Genomic DNA, 21,054 nt, shown 5'->3' with positions numbered 1-21,054 from the left:
TTACAAAAGGATATATATAATTCAATCCTTTGATAAAAAGAAAGAACTATCGTAATTTCCAAGGATTGTTTCAATATTTAAAGAAATGAAATAAATATTTTTTTAATTCGGATTTAACTTATTTCTTGGTGGATTTCATACTATCTTTTATATAGTGAATCAATTTCCTCATCACGTTTATTTAAGCCTATTCTATTTGTTCCTATCATGCTGAGCCTAGGGCTTGTCGTCGGAATTCTAGGACAGTCTTCTTTAAAACCTTTTCTAGGATTCTTTTAGTTACTGTGGGACTTTTTTGGGCGTTTTTTAATTTTTTAGAATTAAGGGCTATTTTGGACTTTTTCAATCTTTTTTTCAATCAAACCCCATAAGTTTTGAAACGATCACAACGAACCTAATTTTAATGGCAAAAGTTCTTGAAAAATATATTAAATTATAAAAATAGGAGGCGTCATTCATGTCATTTCTGCTAGAAATTCAGGACTTACAAAAGGTTTACAAGAATAAAAAAGCGCTTGACGGTGTGTCCTTTTCTGTTAAAGAAGGGAGCTGCTTTGGCCTTCTTGGACCAAATGGTGCGGGGAAGTCAACCACGATGAAGATTCTAACGGGTGTGCTAGCCTCTGATGGTGGCAATATTTCTATGTTTGGAAAAGATGCTCTCAAACATAGAAAAGCAATCCTTCAACACATCGGATATGTACCACAAGATATTGTTCTATATGAGAAATTAAGTGCCTATGACAATCTCTCTTTTTTCGGTAAATGCTACGGGCTTGATGGAGATGTACTTAAAAAACGCATAGATGATGTTTTGAAACAAACAGGATTAACTGACCGTGCGAAAGACACCGTTAAAAGCTATTCAGGCGGGATGAAACGACGCATTAATATTGCTGCTGCCCTCCTCCACAACCCTAAGCTGCTCATACTAGATGAACCGACTGTTGGGATTGATCCCCAATCTCGTAATCACATATTTGATATGATTCGTTCGCTAAAGGAACAAGGGACAACAGTTATTTACTCTACTCACTACATGGAAGAAGTTGAAGCTCTATGTGATGAGATTGCCATTATTGATAAAGGAGAAGTTGTCACCCAAGGGACACTAGACTACTTGTTTACGGAGTATGGACGTAAAGCAATCTATATGGAAAGTGAAACAAGCTTCCCAACAGAAAAACTTACTGGCATAGAAGCTGTTCATTCTCACCATCAAGGACTTATTATCGAAACAGCTGCTCCGATTGATTTAATGGAACAAATTATTCACATATCAAAAGAAAAAAAGATACTCTTGCACCGTTTGGAAATCGAAAAGCCATCACTTGAAGCTGTATTTTTATCATTAACAGGAAAAACACTACGAGATTAATAGAAAGGGGGATACGATAAATGAAAAACATATTATTAAAAGAAATGAAATTAATGTTTAAAGAAAAAGCAAACTTGATTTATCTCATTGTTATGCCACTTGCTTTTATCATCATTTTTGGAACTATTTTTAACCAAGCGGGAGATTCTACCGTTACAGTAAATGTGACAGATAACGATCATTCAGCTGCTTCAAAAACATTTATTTCCCAAATGGAAAAAATTAAAGGTTTTGATGTTGAGCTAAATAATAAAGATGTGAATCAACAGATTTCGCAAATTAAAGAAGGCAAGTTGAACTCACTCATTGTGATTCCAGAAGGATTTAATCAGCAGCTTACATCAGGACAAAATAAGGCTAAAATCAGTTTCTATCAAGACGCTGCCGTCAGCAACGAAACGGCATCAATCGAAGCCATTTTAAAAAATCTTTCCAATCAATACCGTGAGAATCAAATTGTGAGTACTTTAGCCAAAGATGGGAAAACAGACGATCAAATTAAAAGCATTATGAAGTCACCGGTTAATATTGATTCTGTTAAAGAAAATTCCCATAACGTCGATATGATGAGCCAAATGGTTCCAGGATACACCGTGATGTTTGCTTTCTACATCTTTATTAGTGTCATCAAGCGATTTTTTACAGAAAAAGAGTCCGGTATGATAAGCCGATTGCAAAGCACAGGTGTGAATCCACTCAGTTATTTACTCGGAATGTGGATACCCCATTTCTTAACCATCATGATCCAATGTATTGTGCTTATTGGTTTCGGTCACTATGTATACGGCATGCACATTGGAAGTTTTGTCGGTATCTTCTTGCTGATCGTGTCTCTTGCGGTATGCGGCTCAAGTCTCGGCGTCGCCCTTTCCTTTATTGTGAAAAATGAGAATCAGGGCATTGGCATGACACAATTCATCGCTTTAGGTGGCGCGATGCTTGGAGGATTATGGTTCCCATCCAATATGCTACCAAGTTTTGCTCAAGTCATTGGCAAATTTACGCCCCAATATTGGGCTCAACAAGGTTTCCTTGATGTCATCGTACGAGATATCCCTGTAACTGGATTATGGAAATCATTTGCTGCTTTAATTGCCTTTGGTATCATAGGAATTATCGTTGCTCTAACAAGGTATAAGGCATTTTTACGCTCAGCTGTAAAATAGTCCATTGTATGTAAGATCCTTGTCCGTTTTTGGGTAAGGATCTTTTTCAACATACTGTGTTGAACTTGAATTGCACGTCTTCTAGACTGAATTGCGCCACTTCAACACTGAATTGCGTCACTTCGACATGGGATTGCGCCACTTCGACATGGAATTGCGCCACTCCGAAATGGAATTGAGCCACTCCGAAACCGAATTGAGCCACTTCGAAATGGAATTGCGCCACTTCGAAATGGAATTGCGCCACTCCAACACCGAATTGAGCCACTTCGAAACCGAATTGCGCCGCTTCGAAACGGAATTGCGCCGCTTCGAAATGGAATTGCGCCACTTCGAAATGGAATTGCGCCACCCCGAAACGGAATTGCGCCACTTCAGCACTGAATTGCGCCGCTTCGAGACCTAATTGCGCCACTTCGCTTCAACACTGGATTGCTTCTCCTCAGCCTACAAAAGAAGACTTACCCCCTTAGGTAAGTCCTTACAGTTCTACCTCATCGGACAGTCTCCAATTTATTGGTTCTTCTCCAACTGATTCTAGAAATTGATTGGTTTTCGAAAATGGGTGGCTACCAAAGAAACCGCGATGTGCTGAAAAAGGACTTGGATGTGGTGAGGCAATGATATGATGAGCTTTGTTTGTTATTAATCCTCGTTTATTTTGCGCATGGCGGCCCCATAAAATAAATACAATGGGTTTTTCTCTTTTATTTAGACTTTGAATCACATGATCGGTAAATTGTTCCCACCCTAAATTTTTGTGTGAATTGGGCTCGCCTTTTCTTACAGATAAAACCGTATTTAAAAGCAATACGCCTCTTTTAGCCCATTCGATAAGGCAACCATGTTCTGGGATAGGGTACCCCAAGTCATCATGCAGTTCTTTAAAAACATTTTGCAATGACGGCGGCTTCCGCACACCTGGTTTAACTGAAAAACTTAGACCATGAGCTTGATTTGGACCATGATAAGGATCTTGGCCCAAAATAACAACTTTGACTTTATCATAAGGTGTCTCATTGAGCGCATTAAACAAATCATACATATCTGGGTAAATAATTTTTGTTTCATATTCCTCTTTTAGTTTGGTTCTTAAATCTTTATAATAAGGCTTTTCGAACTCACTATTCAGCTCTTCTGCCCAGTCATTTTTTAAAATTGTTTGCATGCCTAAACATCCTTTGATTCCTAGCATTAATAAGTTATTTTTTAGTAGACAACTTTCCAATTATGATTAACAGTCGCTTTGACCACTTTTCTATCTAAAATATAATTGGCGATAAGTTCGGATACATCAATTGGAATATCCTTTATGACCGGTTTTCCTTTATACATCGGATAATCCCCCGCTCCGCCAGAACGGTAATTGTTCATGACAACATCAAATTGACCCGACAAATCTATTGGAGCTCCTTTATACTCTAGTTTTGTGATTCGTTCACCGACAGGTTTTGAAATATCGATAATATAATCTATTCCTTCCCACATATCATAGTTATAATGTTGCGGTTTCGGGGTTGTAAAGGTTTGACTTACCTCTATTTCCTTCCCGTTATATGTTTTAAAATAACTAGCCGAGCGTTCCAAACCATCTTTAATATCTTGACCTGATATGCGGATGACTTTTAACGTATTCGGATAAATATAATTGGATACGACATCTCTCATGGTGACAAACTGACCGAATCCAGGAGATTTATTATCAAAGAGGGCGGTATTAGATATATCGACACCCGCAGCTTCCATTTGGACGCGGTTAAGGAACTCAATTAAAGGGTTATCTTGAATTCTTATTTCCATGGGATCCTTTACTGTCATGTCCCCTTCAATTTTCCCAATCGGTTGGTCTAGCCACTTTTGGGTTTCTGATTCATATTCACTAACACTTTCAAGTAACTTCTGATCCTCTTTAACTTCAACAACGGGTAGTAATTCGGATTCTTTTGATAAAATACGAACGCCATCGGATGTTTTTTCAAGTTCAAGTGTGACTTTGGCTAAATGAGTTCCATTACATCCGGGTTGAACAACCACTACACCATTAACTTTCTTATTTTCAATTTGTCTGTGTTGATGTCCCGTTAATAATACATCAATGCCGTTTACTTCGGTGCATAATCGGTAACCTTGATTTTCTCCTGTCAACGTCTCGGTTGGTCGACCCGAATCAAGATCTGCCTCAAAACCTCCGTGATAAGAGACGACCACTACATCTACATGCAATTGATTTTTTAAGTAAGCAACCCATTTTTTCGCCGAAACAATGACATCTTCGAATTCTATATTATTGAGATGCTCAGGTTTTTCCCAGTTAGGAATATAGTGAGTAGTCAAACCTAAAATACCAATATTAATATTTTCATATTTTTTAATAATATAAGGTGTTCCATAATAAGGCTCTTTCGTTTCCTGGTTCAATATATTAGCAGAAAGCCACGGAAAGTGAGATTCATCGACTGCTTTTTGCAGTAGCTGCTGTCCATAATTAAACTCATGATTACCAAAAACCGCAGCGTCATATTGAAGTTTATTTGCTAGTACAATCATCGGATTTGGTTTTTCATGATTTAAGCGCACATAGTGATAGGTTAACGGAGTCCCTTGTATTAGATCCCCGTTATCAATAAGAAGAACATGATTATTCTCTTCTCTTTGTTCCCTAATTAAACTGGCTATCTTACCTAACCCAGAATGCTCATAATCATTATTGGCGTATTGAATGGGAAAAATATGTCCATGAATATCACTTGTCTCAAGAATGACTAATTTCATTTGCGTCACGATCCATTCCTCATCTCTCGTTTTAGGGGATGTGCAAGCATTCTGTCTTTTCTCTCTATCTTCAACCTGCTTGCTAGATTTCCTCACCTTATTTATTTCCAATTAAGTTTCTATTTCTTCTAATTTTTATTTTAGCATAAGTTTTTATTTGATAATAATATCCCCCGATTTCCTTATAATCATATTATCAATTTAGTAGATATCCTACTGATATAAAGAGGGGAATTTTTTCTAAAAACAAAATTTTTTGTAAAATACTACACTTTAGCATTTATTTCCTTAAAAAGATATATTATGATAGATTAGTATTCTATTTAAAAAAACAATTTTTCGGGGGGTTAAAAAGAATATGGTTAAAAAGATTGTCTTATTATTTGCTGCTTTAGGCCTGATTATCGGTGTCCTTTCTGGATGCGGTAGTAGTAAATCTTCTGGAGGCTCTAAAGATTATACTCCTAAGAAGCTTCTAATTGGATTTGTTCCATCTTCAAATGCAGATACACTTGAAGCTAGAGCAAAACCTCTCGCAAAACTTTTACAAAAACGTTTAGGTATCCCTGTTAAGGTAACCGTAACAACAGACTATAACAGCATTGTAGAAGCAATGGGCCATAACAAAATGGATATTGGTTTCTTACCACCTACAGATTATGTCTTGGCTCATGACAAAGGCTATGCAGATGTTCTTCTCCAAGCTGAACGTTTTGGTGTAAATCCAAAAGACGGTAAATCGACCAATGAAAAAGTTGATTATTACTACTCAGGTATGTTAGTAAGAAACGACTCAGGAATAAAATCGATTAAAGATCTAAAAGGTAAAAAAATTGGTTGGCAAGATACAACATCAACTGCAGGTTATGTATTCCCAGCTGTAACCATGAAAGAAGCTGGAATTGATCCTCAAAAAGATGTGACTGGTGTCACCTTGCAAGGTCATGATAAAGGGGTCTTAGGCGTACTAAATAAAGATGTAGATGCAGCACCGGTCTTTATTGATGCCCGAAACATCGTGGCTGCTGAATATCCTGACGTATTTAAAGATACACACTTTGTTTTCCAAACGGCTAAAATTCCAAATGACACAATCAGCGTTCGCCCTGACATGTCAAGCAAATGGAAAAAGAAAATCTCTGATGCATTCGTAGATATTGGTAATGATCCTGAAGGAAACAAAATTATCATGTCCATCTATACTCACTCTGGATACGCTAAATCCAAAGACTCTAACTTTGATACAGTACGTGACTACAATAAAAAAATCCAAGAAGTTGGAAAATAAAGTGAAGCTTCCATCAGTGGGGATTTTCTTCATCCCCCACTGATGGTTAGCTGAACCAATCGGGCCTTTACGGGCAGTTGATCCCTCACCTATCTTCTTTGAACACGCAAAATCTTGAGGTGGGGGTCTTTACTTGCCGTTAAGGCGGGATAAACGTTAAAGCACATAGGGGGCGCTCGAATTTGAGCGGCCCCTTATTTTATATCAGTGTTGATCCCTCATCTATTAAAAAAATCAGATGCAACGACGCCCTCCGGATTCATATATCCGGAGGGCGTCTCTACTTAAAGTAACATTAAAGTCTATAAATTATACAATTCTTTTTCTAATCGTTGATGAGATATAATCAATGATCGTTACCATTACGATAATACCAATTAGAATCATACCGACACGATCCCATTTATGCCCTTGCAGTGCAAAGATAAGTGGTGCACCAATACCGCCTGCTCCAACAATCCCGAGAATTGTCGCTGCCCGGACACTTAATTCAAACCTGTAAAGCGTAAAGGAGACAAAAGAAGGCATCACTTGTGGGACGATGGCAAACCAAAGCGTTTGAATTTTATTTGCACCACAAGATTTCAAAGCTTCAGAGCTACTAAAATCCATATCCTCTATCGATTCTCCAAAGAGTTTTCCAAGCATTCCGATAGAATGAAACCCTAGAGCTAAAATACCGGCAAAAGGACCTGTACCGACTGCTGCAATAAATAATAGGGCTAATATTAATTCAGGGAATACACGGATGACACTCAGTACAAACTTACCACTACTTGAAATAAATCGATATTTGTTCATGTTACGAGCAGCCCAGAAAGCAAAGGGAACACAGAGAATAGAGGATATAAAGGTTCCTAAAATGGCAATGCAAAGTGTTTCAAGTAACGTTCTTAATAAATCCTCTCCCTCAGGATCATAAAAGTAATCCCAATCTGGATGTATTAGACCTGAGAAAATGGCTTTTATCGCCTGAACAGCAGACGGTTTAAACTCCATCTTGGGCATACCACTAAATGCCCAGATATAGATAAGAGCAACAATGACCACACTCGTCCAAATCTTAATTCGCCGAATAGTTTGTTTTTTTCTAATGGTCTCATTCATATCAATTTCTCCCTACACTTATTACTAATCATATCAATGATGACGACGACAATTAATGTGTAAATGATAATCGTTGATACTCTTTGGTATTGAAATAATTTGAGCGTATTATTTAAATATAAGCCAATTCCGCCTGCTCCAACATAACCTAATATGGCGGCAGCACGCACATTGATTTCAAAACAATATAATGTATAGGATACAAATGATGCGATAACTTGTGGTACTACACCGTAGAAAATCCATTGAATTTTATTAGCTCCGACCGCCGTCATGGCCTCTAATGGACCATTATCAATCGCTTCAATAGATTCATAAGCGAGCTTAGCGATAACACCGAACGAGAACACGGATAACGCCATAATACCTGCATTGTCTCCGATACCTAGAACAGGAACAAATAGAGCGGCTAAAAGTAATTCAGGAATTGTACGGATGAGATTCATAACAAACCGAAAAGGAAAGTAAATCACAGGCCACTTCACGACGTTTCTCGATGATAGCAAGGCAAAAGGAATAGCGACAATGGCTCCATATGTTGTACCAATAACCGCCATACGAATTGTTTCTAACATGGGTTCAGTCACATAGCTAAAGTAACTCCAATCAGGTGGAAGCATTTCTAAAAACAAACTCCCCATTCCAGGTAATCCATCCATTAAACTACTTATTGATACTTCAGTCCCTAAGCTACTGGCCCATAAGATGACGATGATAAAAATAAGTGTCACAAGACGTTTCATCAAGGATAATCTTCGTTTCTTAAGTGCATCCATTAGACTTTCGCCCCTAACATTTCATCTTGCTTAACAGGACGCCCATAGATACTTGAAAATACGTCGTCTGTTGCTTCTTCAACAGGACCGTCAAACACAATTTCCCCTGCACGGACGCCTACAATACGTGTCGCATATTGTCTTGCTAAGTCGACAAAATGGAGATTAACGATAGTTGTAATCCCTAGATCCTTATTGATTCGCTTCAAATCATCCATGACTTGTTTTGTTGTTAATGGATCTAGTGAAGCAACAGGCTCATCGGCAAGTATAAATTTAGCCTCTTGAGCAAGAGCCCGGGCAATGGACACTCTTTGTTGTTGTCCCCCCGATAATTCGTCCGCCCTCGAATACGCTTTTTCTTCTAGATTCACACGTTTTAAAGCATTTAAGGCAATGTTGATATCTTCCTTAGGAAACAAACCAAGTAAAGTTCGGATTGTTGAATGATATCCGACCCGTCCAGAAAGTACATTACGAAGAACCGTCGACCGTTTTACTAGATTAAAATTCTGAAAGATCATGCCAATATCACGTCGACATCTCAATAAGGCTTTTCCTCTCGCTTTCGTAATCGATTTCCCATCTATGATAATCTCGCCAGATGTAATTTCATGAAGTCGATTAATTGATCTCAACATGGTGGATTTACCTGCTCCAGAAAGACCTACAATCACAACAAATTCGCCTTTATTAATTTTAATATTTACATTATTCAGACCTTTTGTTCCATTAGGGTAGATCTTTAATACATCCTTGAACTCTATCATATATGCTCTCCGCTCCTTTTCATGACGACTACAAAATAACCTACCTTAAATTTACCAATGGATAGAAAAAGTTACAAGGAAAATCTGCCATTTTACAATTAAAATTGACTTATTCTTTTATCAATTTACATTTTTATAAAAAATAATAAAAAACCCTTCTCCACTTGGAAAAGGGTTTTCAGATCAAAGATTAGCTTAAGTGAGTTTTTACATAATCGATAACTTCATCGACTGTATCTAAGTTTAAGAATGCTTCTTTATGTTTAGAAAGTTCTTCTTTAGAAAGTTTCGCTAGCTGGCTACGCGCTGGTAAGATGGATGTTGCACTCATACTAAACTCGTCAAGCCCAAGAGCTAATAATAATGGAATAGCTGTTTCGTCTCCAGCCATTTCTCCACACATACCCGCCCATTTACCTTCTTTGTGTGCAGCTGTAATCACGTTGTTGATTAATCGAAGAATCGATGGGTTGTATGGTTGATATAAGTAAGACACTCGTTCGTTCATACGGTCCGCTGCCATCGTATATTGAATAAGGTCATTTGTTCCGATACTGAAGAAGTCGACTTCTTTTGCAAAACGATCAGCGAGAACGGCTGTTGATGGAATTTCAACCATCATACCAATTTCAATATTATCGGAAACAGAAGTTCCTTCAGATACAAGCTTTTCTTTTTCTTCAAGTAAGATGCCTTTAGCTTCGCGAAATTCGTTAAGCGTTGCGATCATCGGGAACATGACTTTCAATTGGCCATAAGAACTTGCTCTAAGCAAAGCACGTAATTGTGTTCTAAAGATATCCTGTTGTTCTAAACAAAGGCGGATAGCTCTAAATCCAAGGAATGGATTCATTTCTTTAGGTAGATCTAAATATGGAAGTTCTTTATCGCCACCGATATCTAATGTACGGATGACAACTGGTTTTCCTTCCATTTTTTCTAAAACAGCCTTATAAGCTTCAAATTGTTCATCTTCAGTTGGTAATTTATCACGGCCCATATACAAGAATTCCGTACGATATAAACCGACAGCTTCACCGCCGTTATTAAGTACGCCTTCAATATCTCCTGGATTACCAATGTTCGCAGCTAATTCTACATGATGATCATCGGCTGTTTTCGTCGATTCATTCACAAGTTTTTTCCACTCTTCTTGTTGAGCTTGGAAATCGGCTTGTTTCTTTTTATATTTATCAACTTCTTCCGGTGTTGGATCTAGGATAACTTCACCTGAAAGACCATCAACAATTGCAAGAACGCCTTGTTCAGCTTTTTCCATAATTGTTTTTGTTCCTACAACGGCTGGGATTTCCATTGAACGGCTCATAATAGCAGAGTGTGACGTTCTTCCACCAATGTCTGTTGCAAAACCTTTAACATATTTACGATTTAACTGAGCTGTATCTGATGGCGTAAGATCTTCAGCAACAACAATCGTTTCTTCTGTAATGCTTGCAGGGGATGCAAATTGAAGATTTAATAAGTGGCTAATCACACGTTTGGATACATCACGAATATCTGCAGCACGCTCTTTCATATAATCGTTGTCCATATTTTCAAACATCGATATAAACATCGATGATACATCATCTAAAGCGGCTTCAGCACTAAGACTGTCTGACTCAATCTTGCTTTTCACGGCACCAACAAGTTCTGGGTCACTGAGAACAAGCAAATGAGCATCAAAAATGGCTGCTTTATCTTCTCCGAGGTCCACTTTAGCCTTATCACGAATAATTTCTAGTTCAGATTTAGATGTAGCTAAGGCCTTTTCAAGACGCTCAACTTCACCTGCTTTATCAGAAACAGTTTTACGTTCAATCACGATTTCAGGATTGGCTAAAACAAAGACTTTTGCAATGGCAATTCCTGATGATGCTGCAATACCCGTAATTTTTTCAGACATTTTATTCACCTAACCCTTCAGATTTCATCGTTTCTTCAATTGCTTTAATTGCTTCACTTTCGTCTGATCCTTGTGCTGTAATTTTTATTTCTGCACCTTGTTGAATGCCCATAGCCATGACACCCATTATGGATTTCAAATTGGCTTTTCTACCATTATATTCAATATTTAAGTCGGAATTAAACTGACTTGCTTTATTAACGAGCGATGTGGCAGGTCTAGCATGAATACCAGCACTACTAGTCACCTTAAAAATCTTTTCAACCATGTTGTTAACTCCTTTATCTATTACTCACTTCTCCATTATATCAGTGATGCTTGTTCTTTTGAATACGCTTTAAAAAAGTATATAAAATTGTCAAATTTAGCTGTATATTTTAAAAATTAAGCTGTATTTCTCAAGTGAATACACACTTGAAAAATGACAGCCTACATTTTATTATGCTTGCTCTATAGGTTTTTTCCAAGCACCATAGACAAAACCAGTGATTAAAGCACCAATAATAATAGATAAAATATACAAGAATGGATTTCCATTTACGAAGAACGCGACAAAGATACCACCATGAGGGGCTTGTAATCCAATCTTGAAGAATAAAGCAAGTCCCCCAGTTACTGCCGCACCAATTACACTAGAGACAATAACACGAAGTGGATCCGCTGCAGCAAACGGAATAGCCCCTTCAGTGACAAAGGTAGCGCCAAGAACGTAAGCTGTCAAACCGGTATCTCTTTGTTGCTTTGTAAATTTATTTTTAAAGAATGTTGTCGCTATACCCATACCAAGTGGTGCAACCATTCCACCTGCCATGATAGCAGCTTGAGCATAATAGAAATGTGCATCAATCATAGCAATACCGAATGTAAATGCAGCTTTATTAATGGGACCACCCATGTCAATAACCGTCATCGCACCCAAAATCATTCCAAGTAGAACAAGATTTCCCGTTCCAAGAGATTGTAGCCAATCTGTCAATGCATTCATGATCCAGCGAATTGGTGAGTTGACAACATACATAATGAGACCTGTAATAAGCACACCTAATACCGGGAAGATCAAGACTGGTTTTAATCCAGCTAATGCTTGTGGTAGGTTGGCAAAGGCTTTTTTAATTAAGACAACAACATAACCAGCAAGGAAACCTGCGATTAAGCCTCCCAAGAAGCCTGCACCGCTGTGGACAGCCATCATCCCACCGACCATACCAGGCATGAGCCCAGGACGTTCCGCAATACTATAGGCAATAAAACCAGCTAGAATAGGTACCATTAAGAAAATAGCGTTATCTGCACCAATCATATGGAGAGCAGCAGCAAAAGGATTATACTGCAGCGAACTTGGATCGCTTGAATTTATTCCAAATAAGAATGAAATAGCAATGAGAATACCGCCACCCACAACGAATGGAAGCATATGAGATACACCATTCATTAAGTGTTTGTAAAAAGGATTCTGTTTTGAACCGCTACTACTTTCCTTATTCTCACTTTTCGCTCCATCACCATTATAGATAGGCGCTTCTTCTTTTACAATTTGGTTAATCAGACCTTCTGGATTTCGAATACCAGCGGTAACAGGTACTTGAAGAACTGGTTTCCCTTTAAACGGTTCTAGATCAACTTTTGTATCAGCCGCAACAATAATTCCTTTAGCGTGTTTAATATCTTCTGGAGTTAAGTGATTTTGAATACCTGTAGAGCCGTTTGTTTGAACTTTAATATCATAGCCCATGTCTTTTGCTTTAGCTTTTAGAGAATCAGCTGCAATATAAGTATGAGCAATACCTGTTGGACATGCTGTAACAGCAAGGATTCTCACAGCATCAGGGTCTATTGGTTCTTCCTTTTTTGGTTCTTTTGCGGCTTCTTCAGCTGCTTTTTTCTCTGCCTCTTCGGCTTCTTCTTTTTCTTCAAAAACGCGAATAATATCTTCTGGTGTTTCCGCTTTAAACAATTGTTCACGGAAATCAGGTTGAATTAAGTAAGTTGAAAGTTTTGATAAAGTTTGCAAGTGAGTTTGATTGGCTCCCTCAGTTGCGGCAATCATGAAAAATAAGTGAGCAGGTTTTCCGTCTAATGAAGCATAGTCTAACCCTTCAACTGAACGACCAAAGGCAATCGAAGGTACTTTAACAGCAGCTGTTTTAGCGTGTGGAATGGCAATACCTTCTCCAATTCCTGTTGTACTTTCCGATTCCCGTTTTGCAATGGCAGCACGATAATCTTTAAGATCGTTCAATTTACCAGCATCGTATAAGACCTGAGCCATTTCATCGAGTACATCTTCTTTTTTCGTACTCTTTAAGTTTAAATTAACCGTTTCGACAGTTAATAATTCAGTTACTTTCATTTTGAAAGACCCTCCTTTATATCTTAGTTAGCTTTACTTCAGGTAATAAAGCTAATACCTCTTCTTTTGTACATAAATCAACGGAGAAAGCCGTTGCACTGCCTGATGCAGCACCATTATGAAAAGCCTTAACAATATCCCCGCTGACGGAGTATTCCGCTAAGAATCCGCCGACAACAGAGTCTCCCGCTCCCACTGAATTCTTTACTTGTCCTTTAGGTGCAGATGCAAAGAAAGCTTCTTCTTTTCCTACTAAGAGGGCTCCTTTACCACCCATAGATACAATGACATGTTCCACACCAAGGTCGATCAATTTTCTCGCATATGAAATAATATCCTCTACATTAGATAGTTCAACGCCAAAGTAGTCACCGAGTTCGAGATGATTTGGTTTGATAAGAAAAGGCTTCATTGTCACGACTTCATTAAAAGCTGGTCCACTTGTATCAACGATCACTTTGACATTATTCTTGCTAACAACTTCCATCATGTCTTTATAAATTGTTTTTGGTAAAGATTCAGGGACACTTCCAGATAAAACTAGAATATCTTGATCTGTTAACTCTTTTAGTTGACTAAAAAGTTGGTCTATATTTTCCTTCGTTATATCAGGCGCATGTCCATTAATTTCTGTTTCTGTATCACTTTTCACTTTTACGTTGATACGAGAATCTCCATTAACTTCAATGAAATTGGTCCGAATTTCTTCCTTTTTTAAGGCTTGTTTAATAAAGTCCCCTGTGAATCCACCAATAAACCCTAAAGTTTCTGAGCTAACACCTAAACGTTTGAGAACAATGGAAACATTAATTCCCTTACCACCAGGCATTTTTTTATCCGTTTTTACACGATTGATTTGTCCTGTTCGAAACTCATTTACATCTAAAAAGTAATCGATTGAAGGATTTAGTGTGCATGTATAAATCATAACTCGACCGCCTCAATTCTTGTTATTTGTTGATATTTCAATAACTTTTTGCTGTTCTTTCTATGATTGGTTATTATGACTGCTTTGTTTAACGGATTAACTGAGCTAAATGTGACTTGATCAAATTTCGATTGATCGGCTAAAACATAGCAGGCATCAGACAAAGACATGACCTTTTGCTTGATTAAACCTTCATCTGGATCAGGTGTTGTGAAACCATAGGTCAAATCTATACCATTCATACCCATAAAGCATTTATCAAAATGATAATGTGTTAGACCATCAAGTGCCCCTTTACCAACAAAAGCACTGGTGAGTTTTTTAATCCTGCCGCCAATACTATAAGTAGGAATCCCTACATCGACACATCGTTCAATAATAGACAATCCATTTGTTACCACAATTATATTATGTCTTAAAAACTCAACCATATTAATAACGGTTGTCCCAGAATCTAAAAAGATACAGTCTCCAGGTTCTACTAAATCTGCTGCAAATTTTGCAATCGCTTTCTTCTGTTCAGCATTACAAACTTTTCTTGCTCCTATAGAGGTTTCAACATTCGGAGAAAGAATGGATTCAGCACCACCATGAAAACGTTTAAGTTTATTTTCTTTTTCTAGGTAACTTAAATCTCTTCTGATTGTTGCCTCTGAGCATTGCGTCCACTCGGCTAATTCTTTTATTGTAACCAATGTTTTTTCATTGATTAGGCTCAATATAAGATGACGTCTTGATGGAGTCAACACCTAAATCACCTCACCATTGACCATTATAGATGAATGCCCTTTCTCAATCAATCAAAAAAACACAATTTCGCTCACAAATAATCATACGTTAACAAAATTTTAATAAATTTTGACACATATTTTGTAGAATTTACTCGAATGTCCAATTAATTTGTTACTTTGATTGCTTATTATTTAGTTTTATGATTATTTCTGATCATTTTTTTTTACTATACCCTTATTTAGATTGTCCTAACGTCATTCCTGTCATTTAGTTTTTTATCAGTGATGTGAAGATTAACCATCAAAACATGGAAGTATTCTTTTACACAAAAAATAACCATAAGAAAAACCAATCGGATTGATTTTTCTTATGGTTATGAGTATTACTTTGTTTTTTCTTATATCAGACTGTAAACCACATAATCCAAAGTGAGCCATAAACAACGACCACTGCGATATAAAAACCAAAGGCAATGGCTAATATTCTGTAACCTCGACCATGATTCTCATTAATGTGCATGAACATTAACAATTGAATAAAGGCTTGGCAAACCGCTAATAAAACGATAATGGTTAATGTTGCTACTGTAGGAAGCGATAATGAAACGACAACCCACAAAGCAATTAACGTCAAAATAAGTGATAAAGCTAACCCAATGACATGTTTCCACGGAAATTTATTAAGTTCATGGTTATTTGAGCTCATTATAACACCAACCCTGTCAAATAAACTGCTGTGAAAATGAAGATCCATACAACATCAAGAAAGTGCCAATACAAACCGATAATGAAAGCTTTACGAGCTGTAACAGGTGTTACGCCTCGTCTAAGAAGTTGAATAATCACGCAAATCATCCAGACAATCCCAAAGCTAACGTGTGCACCGTGAGTACCAACAAGGACAAAGAAACCTGATAGAAAGGCACTTGTTTGAAGGGTCGCATGTTCGACAGTGACATAGGTAATAAATTCATTAAGTTCCATGCCTATAAATCCAAGACCTAGGAGTAATGTAACGACAAGCCAAGCGACAAGTCCTTTGACATTGTGTCTCCTAAGCTCGATGGTTCCTAAACCACATGTAAAACTACTGATCAATAATAGAAAAGTCTCTATCATAAATTCTTTGACTTCAAACAAGTCTTTTGATGTCGGACCACCTGCTGTGTGGCTGTGCAAGACAAGGTAGACTGAAAATAGAGCCGAAAACAATACAATTTCAGCACCTAGAAACACCCAGAAACCAAGAATTTTGTTACTGCCTTCTTCTGTAGAGTATTCAATCGGTGTATGATTTGTTGTCTCCATTATGATAACCTCCCTGCTGCACGTTCTGTTTGTTCCACTTCTTCAGCTGGTATATGATGATGGTCCTCATGATCTTTAAATGAACGTACTATCATAGATACAATGATACCTATTGTTCCTGGTATAGCCATCCAGTACCATTCAAAAACAAGACCAAAACCTGCTATGAAAAAGAATACAGATAAGATAAATGGTATTCCAGTATCATTTGGCATATGAATCGCTTGGAACGGTGCTTTGTATATGTTGCCTGCTGTTCCCTTCTCTTTCATATGTGCAAAGGCATCAACTGTTTCTACCTGTGGAATATGAGCAAAGTTATATTCAGGAGCAGGTGATGATGTCGCCCATTCTAAAGTTCGGCCGTTCCACGGATCTCCTGTTGTATCTCTTTTTCCATATTTCGCACTGTACACAATCATCCAAACCATAATCAGGAACCCTACACCCATACCGAAGGCTCCCAGTGTAATAACAAGGTTTAACGGTTCCCAACCTAAGCCTGAAGGGAAGGTATACATTCTACGCGTCATTCCCATTAAACCAATAAAATACATTGGCAAGAAACAGATATTATAGGAAATCATAAATACCCAGAATGCCCATTTTCCTAATCGCTCATTGAGAACATGACCAAACATTTTTGGCCACCAATAATGTAATCCAGCAAACACACCAAAAACAGTACCTGCAATAAGCACATTGTGGAAGTGAGCAATAAGGAAATAACTATTATGGTATTGATAATCGGCTGGAGCAAGCGAAAGCATTACACCTGTAATACCACCAATGGTAAAGTTAGGGATAAACGCTAATGCCCATAACATCGCTGTAGTAAATTCAATTCGTCCTTTATTTAACGTAAACAGCCAGTTAAATATTTTTACACCCGTTGGTATTGCAATAATCATCGTTGAGACGGAGAAAAATGAATTAACCCACGCTGTATTACCCATTGTAAAGAAGTGGTGAAGCCATGTTGTAAAACTCAAAACCGAAATAGCAATCATAGACCAAACCATCGCTTTATAACCGAAAAGCGTTTTATGTGCAAAGGTTGAAATAACCTCTGAGAAAATCCCCAATACGGGAATAAGAACAATATAAACCTCAGGATGTCCCCATATCCAGAAAAGGTTAGCCCACATCATCGGTGAACCGCCAGCTTCTATTGTAAAGAAATGGGCACCGAATAAACGATCAATTGACATAAGTGCTAAGGCAATCGTTAGTACGGGAAAAGCAAATATAATAATTATGGAAGTAACTAGTGTAGACCAAGTAAACATTGGCATCTTAAACAATGTCATGCCTGGAGCTCTCATTTTAAAAATGGTAACTAAGAAGTTAACACCAGTGGCTAGGGTTCCGATCCCTGAAATTTGTAAGGCCACGAGATAATAGTTTTCTCCGACACCTGGATCCAGTTTCAATCCTGCGAGTGGGGCATAACTAGTCCAACCTGCGTCAGGTGAACCCCCAATAACGAATGAAATGTTAAATAACATAGCTGCTAGGAAAAACAACCAGAAACTAACCGCATTAAGAAACGGAAAGGCAACATCTCGTGCACCAATTTGAAGGGGTATGGCAATGTTCATCAACCCAAAGATAAACGGCATGGCCATAAAGAAAATCATGATTGTTCCATGCGTTGTAAATATCTCATTATAATGCTGAGATGTTAAAAATGTATTGTTTGGGATAATGAGTTGCGCACGCATAAGAAGTGCATCTACGCCGCCCCTGAACAACATCAATATAGCAGCAATAATATACATGATACCAATTTTTTTATGATCAACAGTGGTTAACCACTCATCCCATAGCCATTTCCATTTTTTGAAATAGGTTAAATAAAACACAATCCCTATGGTTGCTAAAGCAATGGACGCATCTGCACCATAAATCATGGGATCTCCTGTAACAAAAAAGGAGCCTAAGAACGATTTTATGTTTTCGATCAACTTATTTTCCTCCTTTCATGCTGTCATTTGACATATCCATTCCACCCATGTCATTATCTTTTGAATTTAAATCCAAATGATTTTCAGGAATATCCATATGTTCCATATGTTTCATTTTTTTCATAGCTTTTTTATCTTTATCATCTAATTCCTTTGGATACGACGAAAATGCCATCGTTTTTACATTGCTTGGTTTCAATAGATCCTCATATGTAGACATCGTCAAAGCTGGTTTCGTGTCTTTAATAGTTTGAATCCAAGCTTTATAATCTGCATCTGTCTTTGATAAGACATGGAATTGCATCCCTGCAAAACCTCTACCAGAGAAATTGGCACTTCTTCCCAAGTAATCGCCAACATGATCCGCTTGTAGCCAAAGTTTCATTGGCATATCAGGCATTGTATATTGTTGGCCACCTAGTTCAGGCACCCAAAATGAGTTCATCGCTGAATCAGCAAATAAATTAAATTTGACCGGCGTATCTTCTGGAATAACGACATAATTGACCGTTTGAATACCGTCTTTAGGGTATCTGAAAATCCACTTCCAGTCTGCTGACGTTACATTAATAGTGATAGGTTCTTTCTTTGATAGACCCTCTGTAGGTTTAGGTGGGCCTTCTAAAGCGAACAATGTTTTTATTGTTGGTACAGCTAATAAAATACAAATAACTACAGGGATGAGTGTCCATGTAATTTCAAGTTTTGTATTCCCATGATTATTTGGATCGTATCCGGCATGATTATTTTTTCGTCCAAATTTCACAAGTACATAAATAAAAATGATGAGCACGACTGCAAAGATAAAAGCTGTCAAAATAACTGACCAGATAATCAAGTGATATTGTTGCCGAGCTACCGGTCCTTGTGGATTAAGCACAGCAATCCTATTTGTACAGCCCGTTAAAAATAACAATAATAAAGAACATGATCCGATTAATTTCATAGCAAATTTTTTCATAATTGCTTAAATTCCTCCCTTCTTTCCGTATACATTTTTCTCTAAATAGAATTCGCCTTACACGCAATCATTATTATAGCATAATTTTTCATTATAACCTCATTAAATGAATTTATACTATACTAATGTTTACAACAAATATAAGTGTCTAAATTTATTCGGTTTTTAGATATAATATCGACACGGTTTGTTCCCATCTCATGCGAATATCTAGTATTCATTCTACCATGTAATACCACTTTTCTTAGTCTATTCAAACATAACTTTTGGCATACAACAAAATTTGATGCTAGTACAACTCAATTTTTGATTTAATATAGTATAAAACTTTCAGGGAAGATATATCTGAAAAGTGGAACCTCTCATGCGAGCTATCCCTCATCTAGGAATGATCGTTTACACTCATAGCCTTGAGGTGGGAGTCTTACTCGCCGTTAATACAGGATAATTGAATAAAAGGACTATGAAACGTTAAAAAGTTGCATAGCGATGGCTATGCAACTCATATATTTAGTCTTATATAATTTTTACTGAGGAATCGAAAGGGTTTGACCAGGGTATATAATAATGGAACTTAAATGATTGGCTTTCATTAATTTATTGACTGTCACATCGTGAAGTGTAGCTATTTCCCATAGACTATCACCGCTCTTTACTTTGTAAGTGCCAGAATTTGATGATGCCGATGTCGATGTTACTTCATTTACTTGCGCTTTCACCGAGCCATTCACTTTTAAGGATTGGCCTGGGTAAATCAAATCAGATTTTAACCTATTAATACTTTTTAAAGTTGAGATAGCCGTCTTATACTTGTTGGCAATTTTCCAAAGTGAATCGCCTGATTTTACTTTATATACGCCTGTTGTAGAACGAGTAGATGAACTAGTTGACGTGGCTGTTGGTTTTTGCTTACTCGTACTTGATTGTTGCCCCTTTTGTCCGTTTCCAGAAATAGTCAATTTTTGACCAATATGTATTAAATCTGATGTTAGATGATTAAGAGATTTAAGTGTAGAAACGGATACACCATATTGTTGACTAATTTTCCAGAGAGAATCTCCGCTTTTTACCGTATACGAACCTTTTGTAGATGAACTAGTAGATGAGTTTGAACTTGTGTTTGAATTTTGTGGATGATAGGTCATATTGGAAGGAGCACTAGAATTTGCATTCAGAACTCTTCTTGCTGAAACATAGGCTTTTGACCAATATGGTGAAAATGCATTCGTTACGTGAACACCATACGTTTCTTCCGCATCGATCATTTTTCCATTTCCTGCGTAAATGCCGACATGATTAATACTGCCATTATGGTCAGTATCAAAAAATATCAAATCACCAACTTGTAAATTACTTTTACTTACAGGTTGTCCAACTAAAGCCTGTTGTGATGATACCCTTGGCAAATTTACTCCGAAATTAGCAAAGACCGTTTTAGTGAATGAAGAGCAGTCAAATGAATTCGTTACACCAACTAACGCTCCATATGCATAAGGTGTCCCTAGAAATTTCTGACCAAACTGGATGATTTCTTGTCCCGATGCTGCAAATGATTGGCTATTACCAGCCAGTATAATTCCGCCAGCCAATACTGCAGGAATAATTACTTTTTTCATCATATCCCCCCATGGATGTATTACGTTATG

At 37.4% G+C, this 21,054-nt stretch carries 20 protein-coding genes; 4 read left to right on the top strand and 16 right to left on the bottom strand.

The window, feature by feature from the left end:
* The first annotated feature begins 457 nt into the window (after positions 1-457).
* Entirely contained in the window at positions 458-1,378 is a 921-nt protein-coding gene (locus GMB86_RS02560; RefSeq protein WP_155216530.1) for an ABC transporter ATP-binding protein, read from the top strand.
* Positions 1,379-1,398: 20 nt separating this feature from the next.
* On the top strand, positions 1,399-2,544 hold the full coding sequence (locus GMB86_RS02555; protein ID WP_155216528.1) for an ABC transporter permease: 1,146 nt from the start codon (positions 1,399-1,401) through the stop codon (positions 2,542-2,544).
* A gap of 46 nt (positions 2,545-2,590) precedes the next feature.
* On the opposite strand, the gene GMB86_RS02550 is transcribed toward GMB86_RS02555, so the two are convergent.
* Positions 2,591-2,791, bottom strand: a complete 201-nt coding sequence (locus GMB86_RS02550; protein WP_230458967.1) for a hypothetical protein — start codon at positions 2,789-2,791, stop codon at positions 2,591-2,593.
* Here GMB86_RS02550 and GMB86_RS15670 point away from each other — a divergent pair.
* Complete coding sequence (locus GMB86_RS15670; RefSeq protein WP_230458966.1) at positions 2,777-2,950, top strand: hypothetical protein; 174 nt, start codon at positions 2,777-2,779, stop codon at positions 2,948-2,950. The genes GMB86_RS02550 and GMB86_RS15670 overlap by 15 nt on opposite strands.
* A gap of 75 nt (positions 2,951-3,025) precedes the next feature.
* On the opposite strand, the gene GMB86_RS02545 is transcribed toward GMB86_RS15670, so the two are convergent.
* Entirely contained in the window at positions 3,026-3,712 is a 687-nt protein-coding gene (locus GMB86_RS02545) for a uracil-DNA glycosylase (protein ID WP_155216524.1), read from the bottom strand.
* A 41-nt stretch (positions 3,713-3,753) separates the two neighbouring features.
* On the bottom strand, positions 3,754-5,316 hold the full coding sequence (locus GMB86_RS02540; RefSeq protein ID WP_155216776.1) for a bifunctional metallophosphatase/5'-nucleotidase: 1,563 nt from the start codon (positions 5,314-5,316) through the stop codon (positions 3,754-3,756).
* Positions 5,317-5,674: 358 nt separating this feature from the next.
* Between GMB86_RS02540 and GMB86_RS02535 the strand changes: the two genes are divergently transcribed.
* A complete protein-coding gene (locus tag GMB86_RS02535; RefSeq protein ID WP_155216522.1) occupies positions 5,675-6,604 on the top strand; it encodes a phosphate/phosphite/phosphonate ABC transporter substrate-binding protein in 930 nt (309 codons plus the stop codon).
* Positions 6,605-6,913: 309 nt separating this feature from the next.
* Here GMB86_RS02535 and phnE (GMB86_RS02530) read toward each other — a convergent pair whose 3' ends face one another.
* The 13 genes from phnE (GMB86_RS02530) to GMB86_RS02470 form a co-directional block, all read right to left on the bottom strand.
* Entirely contained in the window at positions 6,914-7,711 is a 798-nt protein-coding gene (phnE, locus tag GMB86_RS02530; protein WP_155216520.1) for a phosphonate ABC transporter, permease protein PhnE, read from the bottom strand.
* The gene (phnE, locus tag GMB86_RS02525) at positions 7,708-8,487 is read right to left on the bottom strand and encodes a phosphonate ABC transporter, permease protein PhnE (protein WP_155216518.1); all 780 of its coding nucleotides are present in this window, start codon (positions 8,485-8,487) and stop codon (positions 7,708-7,710) included. Before phnE (GMB86_RS02525) ends, phnE (GMB86_RS02530) begins: the two co-directional genes overlap by 4 nt.
* A complete protein-coding gene (phnC, locus tag GMB86_RS02520; protein ID WP_155216516.1) occupies positions 8,487-9,257 on the bottom strand; it encodes a phosphonate ABC transporter ATP-binding protein in 771 nt (256 codons plus the stop codon). Before phnC ends, phnE (GMB86_RS02525) begins: the two co-directional genes overlap by 1 nt.
* A gap of 190 nt (positions 9,258-9,447) precedes the next feature.
* On the bottom strand, positions 9,448-11,163 hold the full coding sequence (gene ptsP, locus GMB86_RS02515) for a phosphoenolpyruvate--protein phosphotransferase (RefSeq protein WP_155216514.1): 1,716 nt from the start codon (positions 11,161-11,163) through the stop codon (positions 9,448-9,450).
* A gap of 1 nt (position 11,164) precedes the next feature.
* A complete protein-coding gene (locus GMB86_RS02510) occupies positions 11,165-11,431 on the bottom strand; it encodes a phosphocarrier protein HPr (protein WP_155216512.1) in 267 nt (88 codons plus the stop codon).
* Between the two features lie 171 nt (positions 11,432-11,602).
* Entirely contained in the window at positions 11,603-13,513 is a 1,911-nt protein-coding gene (locus GMB86_RS02505) for a PTS fructose transporter subunit IIABC (RefSeq protein WP_155216510.1), read from the bottom strand.
* A gap of 16 nt (positions 13,514-13,529) precedes the next feature.
* A complete protein-coding gene (gene pfkB, locus GMB86_RS02500) occupies positions 13,530-14,441 on the bottom strand; it encodes a 1-phosphofructokinase (RefSeq protein WP_155216508.1) in 912 nt (303 codons plus the stop codon).
* Positions 14,438-15,190: a DeoR/GlpR family DNA-binding transcription regulator gene (locus GMB86_RS02495; protein ID WP_329602717.1), complete on the bottom strand. Its 753-nt coding sequence runs from the start codon at positions 15,188-15,190 to the stop codon at positions 14,438-14,440. The genes pfkB and GMB86_RS02495 overlap by 4 nt, the downstream gene beginning before the upstream one ends.
* Positions 15,191-15,575: 385 nt before the next feature.
* Positions 15,576-15,878 carry a cytochrome aa3 quinol oxidase subunit IV gene (gene qoxD, locus GMB86_RS02490; RefSeq protein WP_155216503.1) on the bottom strand — a complete coding sequence of 101 codons (303 nt, stop codon included), beginning with the start codon at positions 15,876-15,878 and terminating at the stop codon, positions 15,576-15,578.
* Positions 15,878-16,480, bottom strand: coding sequence for a cytochrome aa3 quinol oxidase subunit III (qoxC, locus tag GMB86_RS02485; protein WP_155216501.1), 603 nt, complete (start codon positions 16,478-16,480; stop codon positions 15,878-15,880). The genes qoxD and qoxC overlap by 1 nt, the downstream gene beginning before the upstream one ends.
* Entirely contained in the window at positions 16,480-18,435 is a 1,956-nt protein-coding gene (qoxB, locus tag GMB86_RS02480) for a cytochrome aa3 quinol oxidase subunit I (protein ID WP_408033824.1), read from the bottom strand. Before qoxB ends, qoxC begins: the two co-directional genes overlap by 1 nt.
* Positions 18,436-18,448: 13 nt before the next feature.
* On the bottom strand, positions 18,449-19,408 hold the full coding sequence (gene qoxA / locus GMB86_RS02475) for a cytochrome aa3 quinol oxidase subunit II (protein ID WP_155216499.1): 960 nt from the start codon (positions 19,406-19,408) through the stop codon (positions 18,449-18,451).
* 527 nt (positions 19,409-19,935) lie between these two features.
* Positions 19,936-21,024 carry a LysM peptidoglycan-binding domain-containing protein gene (locus GMB86_RS02470; protein WP_155216498.1) on the bottom strand — a complete coding sequence of 363 codons (1,089 nt, stop codon included), beginning with the start codon at positions 21,022-21,024 and terminating at the stop codon, positions 19,936-19,938.
* Positions 21,025-21,054: the final 30 nt, after the last annotated feature.

Origin of the sequence: Terrilactibacillus tamarindi, assembly GCF_009718825.1 — a bacterium.
GTDB classification, from domain to species: Bacteria; Bacillota; Bacilli; order Bacillales; family Sporolactobacillaceae; genus Terrilactibacillus; species Terrilactibacillus tamarindi.
This window is presented reverse-complemented; position numbering and strand designations above follow the sequence as displayed.

Bases quoted from the DNA above. Each gene is read 5' to 3' on its own strand.
- ptsP (WP_155216514.1), bottom strand. From the start codon at position 11,163: ATGTCTGAAAAAATTACGGGTATTGCAGCATCATCAGGAATTGCCATT.
- qoxC (WP_155216501.1), bottom strand. From the start codon at position 16,480: ATGGAGACAACAAATCATACACCGATTGAATACTCTACAGAAGAAGGC.
- GMB86_RS02510 (WP_155216512.1), bottom strand. From the start codon at position 11,431: ATGGTTGAAAAGATTTTTAAGGTGACTAGTAGTGCTGGTATTCATGCT.
- GMB86_RS02545 (WP_155216524.1), bottom strand. From the start codon at position 3,712: ATGCAAACAATTTTAAAAAATGACTGGGCAGAAGAGCTGAATAGTGAG.
- GMB86_RS02560 (WP_155216530.1), top strand. From the start codon at position 458: ATGTCATTTCTGCTAGAAATTCAGGACTTACAAAAGGTTTACAAGAAT.
- phnE (WP_155216520.1), bottom strand. From the start codon at position 7,711: ATGAATGAGACCATTAGAAAAAAACAAACTATTCGGCGAATTAAGATT.
- pfkB (WP_155216508.1), bottom strand. From the start codon at position 14,441: ATGATTTATACATGCACACTAAATCCTTCAATCGATTACTTTTTAGAT.
- phnE (WP_155216518.1), bottom strand. From the start codon at position 8,487: ATGGATGCACTTAAGAAACGAAGATTATCCTTGATGAAACGTCTTGTG.
- GMB86_RS02505 (WP_155216510.1), bottom strand. From the start codon at position 13,513: ATGAAAGTAACTGAATTATTAACTGTCGAAACGGTTAATTTAAACTTA.
- phnC (WP_155216516.1), bottom strand. From the start codon at position 9,257: ATGATAGAGTTCAAGGATGTATTAAAGATCTACCCTAATGGAACAAAA.
- GMB86_RS02555 (WP_155216528.1), top strand. From the start codon at position 1,399: ATGAAAAACATATTATTAAAAGAAATGAAATTAATGTTTAAAGAAAAA.
- GMB86_RS02540 (WP_155216776.1), bottom strand. From the start codon at position 5,316: ATGAAATTAGTCATTCTTGAGACAAGTGATATTCATGGACATATTTTT.
- GMB86_RS02470 (WP_155216498.1), bottom strand. From the start codon at position 21,024: ATGAAAAAAGTAATTATTCCTGCAGTATTGGCTGGCGGAATTATACTG.
- GMB86_RS15670 (WP_230458966.1), top strand. From the start codon at position 2,777: ATGGAATTGCGCCACTCCAACACCGAATTGAGCCACTTCGAAACCGAA.
- GMB86_RS02535 (WP_155216522.1), top strand. From the start codon at position 5,675: ATGGTTAAAAAGATTGTCTTATTATTTGCTGCTTTAGGCCTGATTATC.
- qoxD (WP_155216503.1), bottom strand. From the start codon at position 15,878: ATGAGCTCAAATAACCATGAACTTAATAAATTTCCGTGGAAACATGTC.
- qoxA (WP_155216499.1), bottom strand. From the start codon at position 19,408: ATGAAAAAATTTGCTATGAAATTAATCGGATCATGTTCTTTATTATTG.